This window comes from Bacteroides sp. NSJ-39 (genome assembly GCF_014287315.1).
GTDB classification, from domain to species: Bacteria; Bacteroidota; Bacteroidia; order Bacteroidales; family Bacteroidaceae; genus Bacteroides; species Bacteroides finegoldii.
Window position 1 is genome coordinate 128,745 of sequence record NZ_JACOOB010000012.1, and the last position, 15,780, is coordinate 144,524.

Consider the following 15,780-nt stretch of genomic DNA (forward strand, 5'->3'; position numbering starts at 1 on the left):
ATAGCTCGTTTTTATTACTTTTGCCGTATTAACAAGCGAAATATTTTCAAAAAGATGCGCAAAGTTTACTATATCTATAATCCACAGACGCAGACATACGATCGAATTTACCCCACCGTGCGGCAGCGTGCGCTTAGTATTTTGCGTCGGCTTTTCTATGGTATGGGGTTGGGAGCGGGCTGTTTTATCGTGTTGCTTCTTATCTTCGGCTCTCCATCGGAGAAGGAATTAAGAATTGAAAACAGCCGTCTTTTGGCACAATATAATGTACTTTCCCGTCGTTTGGACGATGCTATGGGGGTACTTCAGGATATTCAGCAGCGTGATGATAACCTCTATCGGGTAATCCTGCAGTCCGATCCCGTTCCTCCCGCTATCCGTCAGGCCGGTTACGGAGGTACGAACCGTTATGAGGAACTGATGGACTTAGCGAATGCGAAACTGGTGGTGAATACTACTCAGAAGCTGGATGTTCTATCTAAACGGCTCTATATCCAATCGAAATCTTTCGATGACGTGGTGGATATGTGCAAGAATCATGATGAAATGTTGAAATGTATTCCTGCCATTCAGCCTATTTCCAATAAGGACCTTCGTCAGACGGCTTCCGGTTATGGTACACGTATTGATCCTATTTACGGTACGACGAAGTTCCATGCGGGAATGGACTTCTCCGCTCATCCGGGAACGGATGTGTATGCTACCGGAGACGGAACTGTGGTAAAGGTAGGGTGGGAAACCGGATATGGCAATACCATTGAGATTGATCATGGCTTTGGATATCTCACTCGATATGCTCACTTGCAGGGGTTTAATACGAAAGTCGGAAAGAAAGTGGTGCGTGGAGAGGTGATTGGAAAAGTGGGCAGTACGGGAAAGAGTACCGGGCCGCATCTCCATTATGAAGTGCACGTGAAGGGACAGGTGGTGAATCCGGTGAACTATTATTTCATGGATTTAAGTGCTGAGGATTACGAAAAGATGATTCAGTTGGCTGCCAACCACGGTAAGGTATTCGATTAATTCTAAAAAAAAGACAGGGGTATTATGCTTAATACGGATAAAGAACTGAAACTATATTATTCCATAGGGGAAGTTGCCGATATGTTCGGAGTCAATACTTCTCTGCTCCGTTTTTGGGAAAAGGAGTTTCCGCAGATTTCCCCCAAGACTGCCGGTAGAGGAATACGCCAATATCGTAAAGAAGATGTGGAAACAATCGGGCTCATCTATCATCTGGTGAAAGAGAAAGGCATGACGCTTCCGGGCGCTCGCCAACGTTTGAAAGATAATAAAGAAGCTACTGTCCGGAATTATGAGATCATGAATCGGTTGAAGGCGATTAAAGAAGAGCTTCTGGCTATTAAAGGAGAATTAGATGGTCGCAAGTAAAGACGGCATGGTATAAGAATAATAAGAATTAAACGCAGATTTGCGCAGATAGTTCATATTCTCTTTGCGTTGCGTTAATCTGCGATAATTCTCGTTTAAAAATAGAATTTACTCTCCTACACGGCTCACCTGTTTGATATTCTGAATCTTTTTCAGATTGTTGCAGATAGTCTTTACATCCTCCACATCATGAACCCATAGCTGTATTTTACCCTCAAATATACCGTCTTCGGTTTCGATGGTCAGCTTGCGGATATTCACATTAAGCTGCCGGGAGATAACTTGCGTCACTTCGTTTAACAGTCCCATGCTGTCTATACCTTTTATATATATATATACGAGGAATGACAGTTCTTTGTGGGTATCCCATTCTGTGGCTAATATGCGGTTGCCGTAACTGCTCTTCAGCTTGGCGGCAACGGGGCATTGGCGTTTATGAATGATAATCCGGTCATTCTCATCCACATATCCCAATACGTCATCACCGGGAATAGGGTGGCAGCATTCTGCCATGATATATTTTTTCTGCAAACTTTCTTCTGTCAGTTTGAGCACTTGTTTCGGGTTGATCTTCTCTTTTTCCTGAGGTTCTTTCTCCTCTTGCTGCTTGTCTTTGTTGCCGTTGACAAAAGAGAAAGTAAGGTACTTCTTCCAGTTGCTGGTTTGCTTTTCTTTCAGTTCATTTTTGTCAGCTTCCCCCAGAATGATTGCTTTGCTGCCAATCGCTGCCAACAGTTCTTCTTCATTCTTGGCGTTATGGAACTTGCGCAACTTTTCGATGACAGCTTCTCCCGGTCGTATTTCCTCTTTTTTCAAGAACTCATTCAGTAGTTCTTCACCTATCTTTTGATTGGCTTTGCGCTCTTTGCGGAGAATTGCCGCTATCTTAGTGCGGGCGCGGGCGGTGGTCGCAAAAACTTCCCATTGCGGTTGCACACGTTGCGATTTAGAAGTTAATACCTCAACCTGATCTCCACTTTGCAGCTTGTGACTAAGCGGCACTAATTTGTGATTGACTTTAGCACCGATACAATGGCTACCGATGTCGGTATGCAGGGAGAATGCGAAGTCGAGTGCCGTTGAATTCTGCGGCATAGTCTTTAGTTCCCCTTTGGGTGTGAACACAAATATTTCGGAAGCAAATAAGTTCAGTTTGATAGTGTCCAGGAAGTCGATGGCGTCCGGTTGTGGGTCATCTAATATTTCCTTAATGGTCTTCAACCATTTTTCCAGTTCTCCTTCATCCTCGCTGCCTCCTCCTTCTTTGTATTTCCAATGTGCTGCAAAGCCTTGTTCGGCAACGTCGTTCATCCGTTCGCTACGGATCTGGACTTCGATCCATTGCCCGTTGTTACCCATAAGAGTCACGTGCAATGCCTGATAGCCGTTTGCTTTGGGATGGCTTACCCAATCGCGCAGGCGATCCGGGTGCGGCTTATATATTTTGGAGATAGATACATAGATGTCAAAACAATCATTGAGTTCTTCTTCCATATTGCGGGGCTCGAAAATAATCCGGACCGCCAGCAAGTCATAGATCTCTTCGAAAGGAACATGCTTGGTCTGCATCTTGTTCCAGATGGAATAGATTGATTTTACACGGGCGAGAATCCGGTATTTCAATCCCATCTTATCGAGTTGTGTACGGATAGGGGCTGTGAAATCATTAAAGACCTTATCGCGTTCGGCGGCTGTGGCGTTCAGCTTTTCCTCTATCTCTGCATATTCTTCGGGATGTTCGTATTTGAAGCTCAGGTTTTCCAGCTCGGTCTTTATCTTATAGAGCCCCAGACGGTTGGCCAGCGGAGCGTAAATATAGAGCGTTTCACCCGCAATCTTATATTGCTTGTTGGGCAACATCGAACCGAGTGTGCGCATATTGTGCAAACGGTCGGCTATCTTGATAAGGATAACCCGGATATCATTCGACATGGTAAGCAGTAACTTTTTGAAGTTCTCTGCTTGTGCTGAGGCGCGGTCGCCAAATATTCCACCGGATATCTTAGTCAGTCCGTCTACGATTTGGGCAATCTTCGGCCCGAAGATGTTTTCAATATCTTCAACGGTGTAGTCGGTATCTTCTACCACATCGTGCAATAAGGCTGCGCAGATGGAGGTCGAGCCCAAACCGATTTCGTTGCATACAATACTTGCAACGGCAATCGGGTGCATAATGTAAGGTTCACCCGAACGGCGTTTAATACCTTTATGCGCTTGGTTGGCGAAGTTGAAAGCTTTCGTGATGATTTCAACTTTCTTGCGATGTTTTGTGCTGAGATAATCATTCAGTAGTTGCTGGAACGCCTGATTGATCATATCTTCATCAGCTATTTCTTTTGGGGGCAGATTATCCATAATTGTTATCCTCTCATTTGCTTAGTTTTGCAAAAATAAGCAAATTTCCGAACGGTGCAAGCGGGAAACTGTTTATTTGTATATTTTCAATCGTTTTCCTGCTGCAATCTTCGTGTTAGACATTCCGTTCCATCGCTGTATATCCTTCACTCTGACTCCGTATTTCTCGGCAATGGACGATAAAGTGTCACCACTTTTTATCTTGTAATAGGTTGGTTTCCCTTTACCTGCAACTGCTGTCGTAGCCCTTCGTGTAGAAGGACTGATCTCTTTCACGGCAACGGTCTTACGGTTGCGGAACAATTCATCCGCACGATGTGCGAAAATTGTATCCTGCCTGTCGATAAAAGTGCTGATGGCTTCGATCGGTAGGCGGAGGGTATACGGTTTGTTATCACCCGGAATGATTTGTTTCTTATATTGCGGGTTCAGACTTTTGATTTGGTCCAACGGAACGTTGCACAAGTCGGCTATTTGCTCGAAGTGCAGGTTCTTGTTGACTTGTACGGTATCCGTGCTTGCCGGAATGTTGGTTTCCATCGGGCAGATATTATGATCGCAATAATAAGTCATCACATAGTTGGCTGCGATAAAGGCCGGTACATATCCGCGTGTTTCTTTGGGCAGGTAATTGTAAATCTTCCAATAGTCAGTTTCACCATTGGCGCGGCGGATTGCTTTATTGATAGTGCCGGGACCGCAATTGTAGGCTGCAATCACGAGATTCCAGTCACCGTAAATATCATACATCTCTTTGAGGTAGCGTGCGGCAGCCCAAGTCGCCTTGATTGGGTCGCGACGTTCGTCTACAAGACTATTCGACTCCAGTCCGTAAATCTTTCCCGTACCGATCATGAATTGCCACAAACCGGAAGCTCCGGCACGCGATACGGCTGAAGGATTCAACGCGGATTCGATAATCGGAAGGTATCTCAGCTCCAATGGAAGTCCGTATGCATCTAATGCTTCCTCGAAAATCGGCATATAGAAGTTGCAAGCGCTTAACATGAAAGAAACCTGGTTGCGCAAACGTCCTGCATACATATCGATAAATTTGCGTATGATATCGTTGTAGGGCATTTCCATGACAGCCGGAATGCGCGACAAACGGTCGATGTAAACCGAATCGCTGAACAGAGGGTTGATTTCCGCTGTGCTGCAATCTTTACCCAAGTCAATATAGTTTTTGGCTTTCCAGTCATTCAACAGGCTGTCGAGCGGGTATGTCATACTTTTAGGCAAGTCAATGCTCTCTTTGCGCTCAGTTCCATTTTCACGAATCACTACATCTACACTTTGCGCTTTTACTTGCGATGTTGCCACTAGTAAAAGGAAAATCATCGAACAATAGTTAACTAATTTCTTCATGCTTCAATAATAAGATCAATCTAAATTGTGTTTTTTAAAATCGTAATACACATTGCAATCCCACCGATTTGTTCTTCAAACTGGTAGAGCGGAATTGGTTGTTATTGTCAATAACAGCCGGTTCTACTTTCATACTCAGGTCGGGGGTGATATCGAAGTTGGACAACTCCGCATCTACGTATGCGTCGATGATAGAGATCAAGTAAACTCCGATAAATGCAAATATGCTGAGGTCCCGATAACGACGGAACATATCTTTTCTTCGTTTTATTGTATTTTTCAACTGCTCTTCGTTGTAGGTGGCGTTGGGCGGCAACAAGTCTTCGTAACTTTTTGTGTTCGGATTGCTGTCCATAATGTCCAGATAGGCTTGTGAGTAGTCTTTATACATTTTGCCATTCCAACTCAATGCGTATGCACATCCGGCAAATCCTCCATATATAATAGGTAGTTTCCAGTATTTGCGGTTGTAAATCTGTCCGCCGCCGGGAAATACGACTGCCAGCCAAGTTGCTTTGGTCGGATTCGGGATGAATATCTTTTTGTTGATATCCTTTGCGGGAGGCACGCTGTCTGGCTTAACCATGATGGATGCCGGCTGCTCAATCTTTTTTAATTCTTTCTTGTTGGCTGCATCCAGACTGTCGGCTATTTGTATACTGGCGGCCGACAGGCTGTCGAGGGGTACAAGCTCTTTGGAGGGAACAATCCGGATCGAGTCTTTCTTCAAAGAATCTTGTACAGCCGGTTCACGATGTCTGCGGGCACGGGCTTTCGGGGCTTCCCGTTGCGTGATAGTCGTGTCCCTTTTCATCGGGGTGACAGTGGACTGTGCATACACATCAATCCCTGCCACCTGTAAAATACAGAGAAGCAGGGTGATGACGAGTAACTGATATTTCTTACTTTTTCTTGTCATTTACTTCTTTAGCGTGTCGAAGATTTCCATGATACGTTCCAGCTCTTCCTCGTTGCCGAAAGGAATGCTGATTTTACCTTTCCCCTTTTCGGAGCAGGTGAGTTGTACCTTGGTGTTGAAAAAGCCTGAGAGTTGTTTCTTCAGTAAGTTGAACTCTTCCGGAAGTTTGGCACGCTTCGGAGTTATTTTCCGCGTACCGCTTTTCACAGCTTCTCCTTCGCTTAATGATTTAACAATTTCTTCTACTTTGCGGACTGAATATCCGTGTTCTTGTATTTCCTCAAATATTTTAACTTGCAGTTTCGGATCACCCAGTGAAATCAACGCACGCGCGTGTCCCATGTCCAACTGCTTGTTCTGCAAAGCCATCTGTATGGGAGCGGGCAGTTTCAACAAACGCAGATAGTTGGCGATGGTTGTCCGGTTCTTGCCGATACGTTCGCTCAAGCGTTCCTGGGTCAGTTCATACTGGTCAAGCAGGTGCTGGTAGGCAAGTGCGATTTCTACGGCATTCAAGTCTTCACGCTGGATGTTTTCAATCAGCGCCATTTCCATCATGTTCTCGTCGTCGGCAGTGCGGATATAAGCGGGAATTGTTTTCAGTCCGGCTTTTTGTGAAGCGCGGTAACGACGCTCTCCGGCAATGATCTGATATTCATCGTCCGATATTTTGCGTAAGGTGATCGGCTGGATAATACCGATTTCGGCAATCGAATCAGCCAGTTCCTGTAAAGCTGTTTCGTCAAACTCACGACGGGGCTGGTTGGGATTGACAGCAATCTTTGCCAGTTCTATCTCATTAATGGAAGAAGAACCTTCGGTTTTCACATCATCCATCGAGAGCAAGGCGTCAAGTCCGCGTCCTAATGCATTTCTTCTCTGTGTTGCCATATCTTCTTCTCTTATTTATTTCGGTTGATAATCTCTTTAGCAAGAGCCAGGTGGTTCTTGGCACCGGTGGAATCCGCATCATAAAGAATGGTCGGAACACCGTAGCTGGGAGCCTCGCTCAGTTTGACATTTCGTTGGATAACGGTGTTGAACACCAATTCCTGGAAGTGGCGTTTCACCTCATCGTAGATCTGATTGGCCTGACGCAGACGTGAGTCATACATCGTAAGGAGGAATCCTTCGATTTCTAGAGCCGGATTCAGTTTTGATTTGATGATTTTGATCGTGTTCAGCAGCTTACTGATACCCTCAAGAGCGAAATATTCGGCTTGTACGGGGATAATCACAGAATCTGCCGCTGTCAGGGCATTAATGGTGATAAGTCCCAATGAAGGCGAGCAGTCTATCAGGATATAGTCATATTCTTCCTTCAAAGGAGTGAGCACTTCTTTCAGAATCTTTTCGCGGTTTGGGAGGTTCAGCATTTCAATCTCTGCTCCTACAAGATTGATGTGCGAAGAGATTACTTTTAAAGAATCGATTTCCGTGTCGAGGATAGCGTCCTGTACGTTGGCTCTGTCAATAATACATTCATAGATAGTGCATTCCGACTGCTTAATGTCTACTCCCAATCCGGAAGAGGCATTAGCCTGCGGGTCGGCATCTATCACGAGTACCTTTTTTTCCAGTGTGGCAAGTGAGGCTGCGAGGTTAATCGTAGTCGTTGTCTTTCCTACACCACCTTTTTGATTGGCCAAAGCAATAATTTTTCCCATATTCTCTAAATTTATTGGCAGCGAAATAAGTGATAAATCCTTAGAGCGCCTACGAAAAAAGAGAAACTTTGCAATTTCTGTTGATAAGTCACCTGTTTTGTTAATAACTGTCGGACGAAGCAGTTACAAAATCTTGCAGGTTCGTCATCTGTTTTTCTCTTTATGAGTTTGCAAATATACATATTTATATTGGATATCTATTCCTTTTTTTGCTCGCTTGCAGAAGATTAAGATTTGTAAACGGGTGGGAGAGGAGGAGATTCCGTCGCTTTCATAGAGTTTTAAAACTCTCTTTTTATTGTCACTTTTTAGACTTAACATGCTGATAGTCAAATGTGATTTGGTGATAATAAGGTGATAACAAGAAAAATAAGGCTTTTATTATCACCTTAATCCATTACTGTTTGGGCATTCGCGTGTATTATATGATTGACTATTAGTGTTTTGATGCGTAATCTGACTTTTGTATTCCTATGTATTAAGAAAGTCCTTTTTGACCGGAAGATTGAGCTTTTGCTGTGTTTTCTTCTGAATGAAGTAGTTGTTTAGTGGTTATGTTCTCTGTATATGATGCGGTATTTAAAGCCAAAGCCGGTAGATGTAACGTACAGACGGGGTACTGCAAATGTATTTGGAAGGCATTGCGTTCCCGTTTCACGTACATGATTCGTTCGGATGATGTACGTGGACTTTCAGGTTTTCGTACGTGAACCGAATGGCTCATATACGTAAAACGGGTTATTATTACCCTCTAAATACATTAAACCTACCGTATAAATGTATTAAGTAAGCTGTATAATGTATTAAACAAGCCGCATGAATAACTCAATGTCCGGCTTGTATCCGGCTGAGAAAGCCGTTCTGACCGGAAAATGACCGCAGGCGGATTGAGTTTGTCGGTTGAACTTACGAAACTTCAATGGATTATATTTGACCAATGTTGGCATTCCGGCTTCTTTTTGCTACTTTTGTGCGAATAATTAAAAAAGGAAAGGATTGAATATATGGAAAATAAGAGGCCGTTGATACTCGTTTCAAATGATGACGGGATTATGGCTAAAGGTATTAGTGAGCTGGTTAAGTTTCTCCGTCCATTAGGAGAAATCGTGGTAATGGCGCCGGATTCACCGCGTTCCGGTAGCGGATGTGCGCTTACGGTGACACAACCTGTTCATTATCAATTGGTCAAAAAAGAAGTTGGGCTGACTGTATACAAATGTTCGGGAACCCCGACCGATTGCATTAAACTGGCTCGGAATACAGTACTCGACCGGACACCGGATTTGGTAGTGGGTGGTATTAATCATGGGGATAATTCGGCTACCAATGTACATTATTCCGGTACGATGGGAGTTGTGTTTGAAGGTTGTCTGAATGGGATTCCTTCCATTGGATTCTCTTTGTGCAATCATGCTCCCGATGCGGACTTTGAAGCTGCGGGACCTTATATACGCAAAATTGCCGCGATGGTACTGGAAAAAGGGCTTCCTCCTTTGACTTGCTTGAATGTGAATTTCCCGGATACGGCTGATATAAAAGGAATAAAGATTTGTGAACAGGCCAAAGGGTGTTGGACGAACGAGTGGGCTGCTTGCCCTCGTCTGAGCGATCCGAATTATTTCTGGCTGACAGGTGAATTTACCGATCATGAACCTGAAAATGAAAGGAACGATCATTGGGCGTTAGCAAACGGCTACGTGGCCATCACTCCGACGACTGTCGATGTGACGGCATATCACTTTATTGATGAACTTAATAAATGGTTTAATTAGTTGAAAATTGAAAGTTGAAAAAGAAAGCATGACACTCTATTGGTCATCTATCCCTACCAACTCTCAACTCTCAACTCTCAACTCTCAACTCTATGAAGTATTATCTGATTGTGGGCGAAGCCTCCGGTGACTTGCACGCTTCTCATCTGATGGCAGCTTTGAAGGTGGAAGATCCTCAAGCTGAATTTCGTTTTTTCGGCGGTGATCTGATGGCTGCCGTAGGCGGTACGATGGTGAAACATTATAAGGAGTTGGCTTATATGGGATTTATTCCGGTGTTGCTCCATCTGCGTACTATCTTTGCCAATATGAGACGTTGCAAGGAAGATATCGTTTCCTGGAATCCGGATGTTGTCATTTTGGTAGATTATCCGGGATTCAATCTGGATATTGCCAAGTTTGTCCACGCAAAGACGCAGATTCCCGTATATTATTATATTTCTCCGAAGATATGGGCTTGGAAAGAATATCGTATCAAGAATATAAAGCGTGATGTGGACGAGCTTTTCTCCATTCTTCCTTTTGAAGTCGAGTTCTTTGAAGGAAAGCATCACTATCCTATCCATTATGTGGGGAATCCTACAGTGGATGAAGTGACGGCCTATCAGGAAGCGCATCCGAAAAATACGGCTGAGTTTATTGCGGATAATCAGTTGGAGAATAAACCGATTATTGCACTTTTGGCAGGAAGCAGAAAACAGGAGATAAAAGATAACTTGCCGGATATGTTGAAGGCGGCTTCTGCTTTCCCTGACTACCAACTTGTTCTGGCTGGCGCTCCTTCCATTGCTCCTGAATATTACGAACAGCATATAGGAGAGTCGAAGGTGAAAATTATTTTCGGTCAGACTTATCGTCTGATGCAACACGCGGATGCGGCTTTGGTTACTTCGGGGACGGCTACCCTTGAGGCGGCGTTGTTCCGCATTCCGCAGGTAGTTTGTTATCACACTCCGATTGGAAAAGTGATTTCGTTCTTGAGACGTCATATTCTGACGGTGAAGTTCATTTCTTTGGTCAATCTGATTGCGGACCGTGAGGTTGTGAAGGAATTGGTGGCTGATACGATGACAGTGAAGAATATGCAGAGTGAACTGGAAAAAATTCTTGAAGATGACAAGTGCAGGAGTGAAATGCTGGCGGAATATGAGCGTATGGCTGAACGGCTAGGTCCGGCAGGCGCTCCTCGTCATGCGGCGCGCAAGATGTTGGAGCTGTTGAAAAAATAACTTTCTTTTTCTGAATAAACGTAAAGCCGATGCAATATTTGCACGGCTTTTTTATTTATAAGACAGAAGGTTGAAAAAGAAAGGATCTAACATGAAAAAATTTAAATGGCTTTTAGGAATTCTATTGTTGGCATTGGTGCCAATGTTGCAGTCATGTGACGATGACGACGATTATTATTCTATCGGAGATTTCAGTTGGGACTGGGCGACCGTACGTACAACCGGTGGCGGCGGTTATTTCCTGGAGGGTGACCGTTGGGGAATCATTGATCCGGTCAGCTCTTCCATTCCTTGGTACAGACCGGTAGATGGTGAACGGGTGGTTGCATTCTTTAATCCTTTGGCTGATATGAAAGACGAGAAGGGCGTTCAGGTAAAAATGGAAGGCATTCAGGATGTCTTGACTAAAGGGGTGGAAGAAATGAAAACTACGGAAGAAGAAGAGGAATTTGGAAATGATCCGATTGTGATTTATCAAGGTGATATGTGGCTAGGGGGAAAATACCTGAATGTTATTTTCCATCAGAACCTGCCTCGTTCGACGAAACATCGTATCAGCCTTGTTCAGAATCTGATGGATACGACTGAACCCGGTGAACCTGGTGACCCATCAGCACCGGAGACGGTAAATGTTGCTGAAGACGGTTATGTTCATCTGGAGTTGCGTTATAATACGTATGATGATGTGACCGGTTATTGGGGATGGGGACGGGTTTCCTATAATCTGGAAGATTTCTATCCGACGGAAGAGGATGGTGAAACTACGATGAAAGGTTTTAAAGTTACTATAAATTCAAAAGAAAATGGAGAAGGAAGAGTGATCGTTCTTGATTTCGACCATCCGGTAGGAGTGCCGGAAAAGGCGAAGGATGTGCATTCCACTTCTTCAATCCGATAACCTCTAACTATGATTCGCTGTATGTGAAAAAGGTCGGGAGCACTTCCTATGAAGTTCCCGACCTTTTCTTTTTATGATGTTGGTTTGTTTGATAATCCGATAAAGCGATTGGATTAGAACCAGGTTAGTGCATACAAATAAACGACCGCTGCCGGGATAGCCATTAAAGAACTGTCAAAACGGTCGAGCATTCCTCCGTGTCCCGGAAGAATAGTTCCCGAATCTTTAACGTGCAACTGACGTTTCAGCAGTGATTCTGTCAAATCCCCCCATGTGCCGAATATAACTACGACTAAAGCTAGCCCTGCCCATTCCGGCATGGACATCACTGGGAAATAATGAGCAAGTATGAAGGCTACTCCGATCGCTACTACTCCGCCGCCGATAGAACCTTCCCATGATTTTTTAGGAGAGATACGCTCGAACAATCTGTGCTTTCCGATAAGCGAACCGATGCAATAAGCACCTGTGTCATTCAGCCAAAGGAAAATAAAGATAGATAGTGGTAGAATAGGGTTATAACTTATGCTGCTGTATTCCGGATCGTTGTGGAAAGCTAATACATTCAGTAAAGCGAATGGAAGTCCGATGTAGAGTTGGCTGAACATGGAATAAGCCCAGTTAAGCACGGGATTCTCTTTCTTCAGATACAGCTCGCTGATCATCATATACAGCAATAGCAGTACGTAGGGGATAAAGATTTTGGAATCAGCCGCGTCAATGCAGAATCCCATGATGGCAAGAAACAGATAAGCGCCGCCCAGCATATTGATAGCCTTGTTTATCTGAACCCCTTCCGCACGCATATTAACCAGTTGTCCGAACTCATAAATGGCGAGTGCGCTAATGGCGGTAAATAAGATGCCGAAGCTAAATGCGCCATAGAGGATGCATCCTACCAAAATAGCAACAAAGAGTACACCTGTGATGGCTCGTTTTATAAAATTGTTCACAATCAGCTCGTTTTTTAATTGATTAAACAGTGGCTTATTTTTCTTTATCGGTAGTCGGTTCCGTAGATGTATTTTTCTCTACAGTGACTTTAGAACCTTCTATGGTAACTTTTCTTTCCGCAGCTTTTTCTTCCGCAGAATTCTTGGCTTCCTCTTCTTTTATCTCTTTTTCTTCCCCTTTCAGCTTTTCAGCAAGTTGCTTTTCTGCTTTAGCCGCATCCTGGCTTTCTTTGGCTGCCATGATTTCTTCTGAACGGGAAGCCCAAGGACGCTTTCCGAAAATACGCTCAACGTCTTCCGCAAAGATCACTTCTTTGTCAATCAGTAATTGTGCCAATTGATTGTGACCTTCCTGATGTTCAGACAGGATCTTTTTGGCACGTTCATACTGTTCGTTGACCATCTTTTTTACTTCTTCGTCGATAAGCTCGGCTGTTTTCTCGCTATATGGACGGTTGAAGGAGTATTCTTCGTTGTTGTAATAACATAAGTTAGGCAGCTTATCACTCATTCCTAAATAAGCAATCATACCGTATGCCTGTTTCGTAACTCTTTCCAGATCGTTCATTGCACCGGTAGAGATACGGCCGATAAATAAGTCTTCGGCTGCACGTCCTCCCAGCGTAGCACACATTTCATCGAGCATTTGTTCTTTTGTTGTGATCTGACGCTCTTCCGGCAAATACCAGGCTGCTCCCAATGCACGTCCACGAGGAACAATTGTCACTTTGATTAGAGGGTTGGCGTATTCCAGCAACCAGGATATGGACGCGTGTCCCGCTTCGTGCAAGGCGATAGAACGTCTTTCGGCTTCTGTAGTAATCTTGGTTTTCTTTTCCAGCCCACCGATGATACGGTCTACTGCATCCAAGAAGTCTTGTTTGCCAACGAATTTCTTTCCGTGACGGGCAGCGATCAATGCCGCTTCGTTGCAGACATTGGCAATGTCGGCGCCGGAGAATCCCGGAGTCTGGCGAGCCAGCAAGTCTACATCTACCGTGTCATCTATCTTGATCGGGCGCAAGTGTACGCCAAATACTTCTTTACGTTCATTCAGGTCGGGCAGATCTACGTGTATCTGGCGGTCGAAACGCCCAGCACGGAGCAAGGCTTTGTCCAATACGTCTACCCGATTGGTAGCGGCAAGAATAATCACACCACTGTTGGAACCGAAGCCATCCATTTCCGTAAGCAACTGGTTCAAGGTGTTTTCGCGCTCGTCGTTTCCTCCCATTGCGGGATTTTTGCCACGTGCGCGTCCCACTGCATCGATTTCGTCAATAAAGACAATACAGGGAGCTTTCTCTTTTGCCTGTTTGAACAAGTCGCGGACGCGGGATGCACCTACACCTACGAACATTTCCACAAAATCCGATCCGGCAAGAGAGAAGAAGGGTACGTTCGCTTCACCGGCAACCGCTTTGGCAAGCAATGTCTTTCCTGTTCCCGGAGGGCCTACTAACAAAGCTCCTTTAGGTATTTTACCTCCCAGATCCGTGTATTTCTGCGGTTCTTTCAGGAACTCGACAATCTCTTCCACTTCCTGTTTGGCTTCCGCCAGACCGGCTACATCCTTGAAGGTGACTTTGATGGCTCCTCCTTTTTCAAAAAGTTGGGCTTTTGATTTCCCTACGTTGAATACGCCACCGGGACCTCCACTTCCGCCACCGCTCATACGGCGCATGAAAAATATCCATAGTGCTACTAGCAGAACGAGCGGAAGGATCTGAATCAAGATAGCGGGAAATATGTCCGACTTAGGAGGGTAATCCGATGTTCCGTCGAAATGACCGGCTTCTTTTTCCGTTTGCAGGAATTCTTCCAACTTATCGGTAGACGGTGTCCGGCTGGTAATGACGGGGTTACGTCCCACCTTTGTGGAGTCTGCTCCGAATACGGCGCCAACAGCAGTGGGTTTCAGATAAGCTTCGATTGACTTATCTTCATAACCCAGTACTTTGCTGACATATCCATTTCTTACGTAGTCCTGAAACTCGCTGTAAGTAACGTTTTTACTTCCGACACCCTTTGAATCACTGCCCCACCAGAGGCCGAGAAGCATCAGGGCAATAATCATATACATCCAATTCAAATTGAACTTTGGCAAGTTAACCTTATTGTTAGGTTTGTTGCTGTTATTATTGTTATTGCTATTCTTATTGTCCATAATTGTAATTTAGTCTAAATCGGGGATTTGAGTAAGTTTGGCATCAGCCCAAAGGTGTTCAAGATTATAAAAGGCTCTTGCTTCCGGTAAAAATACATGTACCAATACATCTGCATAATCCATAGCTACCCATTCGGCATTCCGGAGTCCGTCTACTGCAAAAGGCTTGCTGTCAGCACCCTTTCGTGTGGATTCTTTGATTGAGTCTACAATAGCACTTACTTGGCTGGGAGAGTTCCCCTGACAGATAACGAAATATTTACAGATGGTATCTTCTATTTTGGTTAGATCGGCAATAACGATATTCTTACCTTTTTTTTCTTGAATTCCCTCTTTTATTTTCTCGATTAATACTTTAGTATCGTTCATTCTTACATTTGATATTAATAATTCATGTTCTCTTTTGGTTTATAACAAAAAAGGCTCACCCTTTGTTTCTGATTATAAACGTGATATTTTTGACAAATATACGCTGATTTATTGGATACAAGAAAGTTATACTTCAATTTTTGTGTTTTTTAGTGGAGATAGTTGCTTAGGGAAAACTAATTTGAGGATTTTTGCAAAAAAAATAGCTAAAATGTTTTGATTTCCCAAATTATTTGTATCTTTGCACCCGCAAACGAAAATCATTGGGCTATGGTGTAATGGTAACACTACAGATTCTGGTCCTGTCATTCCTGGTTCGAATCCAGGTAGCCCAACAAATCACCAGCTTTTTACTGACAAAAACCCGCTAAAATGCAATTTTAGCGGGTTTTTTGTGCATTTGACAAATGCCATCCGAAAAAAAGTTGACGCTAATTCGGTGGCAGGGCAGACGCATTAAAAATTATTTTCCTGTAAAAGTTGTGATAAATATTTTTCATCCCATCCGGCTTTTAGTCTTTTCAGATTCATGCTTCCTTTTGTTGTTTTCTCATTCTTTAGTATGGTAAGCGCCATCTTTGTTGCCACCGAAAAGTTTCTGGCTGCATTTTTCACCTTTTTACTGTAGTCTTCCCGAAAGGTAACATCCAGTTGCCAATGAAGATTATTCTCAATAGACCAATGCTGCCTG

16 protein-coding genes and 1 tRNA gene are annotated in these 15,780 nt (G+C 44.0%); 7 read left to right on the forward strand and 10 right to left on the reverse strand.

The window, feature by feature from the left end:
- Window positions 1-54: 54 nt before the first annotated feature.
- A complete protein-coding gene (locus H8S63_RS14065; RefSeq protein WP_186927163.1) occupies window positions 55-1,023 on the forward strand; it encodes a M23 family metallopeptidase in 969 nt (322 codons plus the stop codon).
- A 24-nt stretch (window positions 1,024-1,047) separates the two neighbouring features.
- A complete protein-coding gene (locus H8S63_RS14070) occupies window positions 1,048-1,392 on the forward strand; it encodes a MerR family transcriptional regulator (protein WP_007749190.1) in 345 nt (114 codons plus the stop codon).
- Window positions 1,393-1,500: 108 nt separating this feature from the next.
- Here the strand turns inward: H8S63_RS14070 and H8S63_RS14075 are convergent, their stop codons facing one another.
- The 5 genes from H8S63_RS14075 to H8S63_RS14095 all read right to left on the reverse strand — a co-directional run bounded on the left by H8S63_RS14075 (window position 1,501) and on the right by H8S63_RS14095 (window position 7,701).
- Window positions 1,501-3,747: a bifunctional (p)ppGpp synthetase/guanosine-3',5'-bis(diphosphate) 3'-pyrophosphohydrolase gene (locus tag H8S63_RS14075; protein WP_186927164.1), complete on the reverse strand. Its 2,247-nt coding sequence runs from the start codon at window positions 3,745-3,747 to the stop codon at window positions 1,501-1,503.
- 72 nt (window positions 3,748-3,819) lie between these two features.
- On the reverse strand, window positions 3,820-5,115 hold the full coding sequence (locus H8S63_RS14080) for a lytic transglycosylase domain-containing protein (RefSeq protein WP_029425813.1): 1,296 nt from the start codon (window positions 5,113-5,115) through the stop codon (window positions 3,820-3,822).
- Window positions 5,116-5,149: 34 nt separating this feature from the next.
- The gene (locus H8S63_RS14085) at window positions 5,150-6,034 is read right to left on the reverse strand and encodes a DUF5683 domain-containing protein (RefSeq protein ID WP_007749176.1); all 885 of its coding nucleotides are present in this window, start codon (window positions 6,032-6,034) and stop codon (window positions 5,150-5,152) included.
- The gene (locus H8S63_RS14090) at window positions 6,035-6,925 is read right to left on the reverse strand and encodes a ParB/RepB/Spo0J family partition protein (RefSeq protein WP_007749168.1); all 891 of its coding nucleotides are present in this window, start codon (window positions 6,923-6,925) and stop codon (window positions 6,035-6,037) included. It lies immediately after the preceding gene.
- A gap of 11 nt (window positions 6,926-6,936) precedes the next feature.
- The gene (locus tag H8S63_RS14095; protein ID WP_007749166.1) at window positions 6,937-7,701 is read right to left on the reverse strand and encodes a ParA family protein; all 765 of its coding nucleotides are present in this window, start codon (window positions 7,699-7,701) and stop codon (window positions 6,937-6,939) included.
- A gap of 554 nt (window positions 7,702-8,255) precedes the next feature.
- On the opposite strand from H8S63_RS14095, the gene H8S63_RS19855 reads away from it, so the two are divergent.
- On the forward strand, window positions 8,256-8,411 hold the full coding sequence (locus H8S63_RS19855; RefSeq protein ID WP_195545194.1) for a hypothetical protein: 156 nt from the start codon (window positions 8,256-8,258) through the stop codon (window positions 8,409-8,411).
- A 93-nt stretch (window positions 8,412-8,504) separates the two neighbouring features.
- Here the strand turns inward: H8S63_RS19855 and H8S63_RS14100 are convergent, their stop codons facing one another.
- Window positions 8,505-8,648, reverse strand: a complete 144-nt coding sequence (locus tag H8S63_RS14100; protein ID WP_186927165.1) for a hypothetical protein — start codon at window positions 8,646-8,648, stop codon at window positions 8,505-8,507.
- A gap of 57 nt (window positions 8,649-8,705) precedes the next feature.
- On the opposite strand from H8S63_RS14100, the gene surE reads away from it, so the two are divergent.
- The 3 genes from surE to H8S63_RS14115 all read left to right on the forward strand — a co-directional run bounded on the left by surE (window position 8,706) and on the right by H8S63_RS14115 (window position 11,600).
- The gene (gene surE, locus H8S63_RS14105; RefSeq protein ID WP_055278631.1) at window positions 8,706-9,473 is read left to right on the forward strand and encodes a 5'/3'-nucleotidase SurE; all 768 of its coding nucleotides are present in this window, start codon (window positions 8,706-8,708) and stop codon (window positions 9,471-9,473) included.
- Window positions 9,474-9,565: 92 nt separating this feature from the next.
- Window positions 9,566-10,702, forward strand: coding sequence for a lipid-A-disaccharide synthase (lpxB, locus tag H8S63_RS14110; RefSeq protein WP_186927166.1), 1,137 nt, complete (start codon window positions 9,566-9,568; stop codon window positions 10,700-10,702).
- A gap of 91 nt (window positions 10,703-10,793) precedes the next feature.
- Window positions 10,794-11,600, forward strand: a complete 807-nt coding sequence (locus H8S63_RS14115) for a NigD-like protein (RefSeq protein WP_186927167.1) — start codon at window positions 10,794-10,796, stop codon at window positions 11,598-11,600.
- Between the two features lie 113 nt (window positions 11,601-11,713).
- Here the strand turns inward: H8S63_RS14115 and H8S63_RS14120 are convergent, their stop codons facing one another.
- Genes H8S63_RS14120 through rsfS form a run of 3 tightly spaced genes read right to left on the reverse strand, consistent with a single transcriptional unit; the run spans window position 11,714 to window position 15,089 of the window.
- Window positions 11,714-12,556, reverse strand: a complete 843-nt coding sequence (locus tag H8S63_RS14120; protein ID WP_055278629.1) for a phosphatidate cytidylyltransferase — start codon at window positions 12,554-12,556, stop codon at window positions 11,714-11,716.
- 31 nt (window positions 12,557-12,587) lie between these two features.
- Complete coding sequence (ftsH, locus tag H8S63_RS14125; RefSeq protein WP_007749126.1) at window positions 12,588-14,720, reverse strand: ATP-dependent zinc metalloprotease FtsH; 2,133 nt, start codon at window positions 14,718-14,720, stop codon at window positions 12,588-12,590.
- A gap of 9 nt (window positions 14,721-14,729) precedes the next feature.
- Complete coding sequence (gene rsfS / locus H8S63_RS14130; RefSeq protein WP_007749124.1) at window positions 14,730-15,089, reverse strand: ribosome silencing factor; 360 nt, start codon at window positions 15,087-15,089, stop codon at window positions 14,730-14,732.
- A gap of 264 nt (window positions 15,090-15,353) precedes the next feature.
- Between rsfS and H8S63_RS14135 the strand changes: the two genes are divergently transcribed.
- Window positions 15,354-15,424, forward strand: a tRNA-Gln gene (locus H8S63_RS14135).
- 121 nt (window positions 15,425-15,545) lie between these two features.
- On the opposite strand, the gene H8S63_RS14140 is transcribed toward H8S63_RS14135, so the two are convergent.
- Window positions 15,546-15,780: transposase (locus H8S63_RS14140; RefSeq protein WP_186927107.1), on the reverse strand; the 235-nt coding region annotated here is incomplete at its 5' end.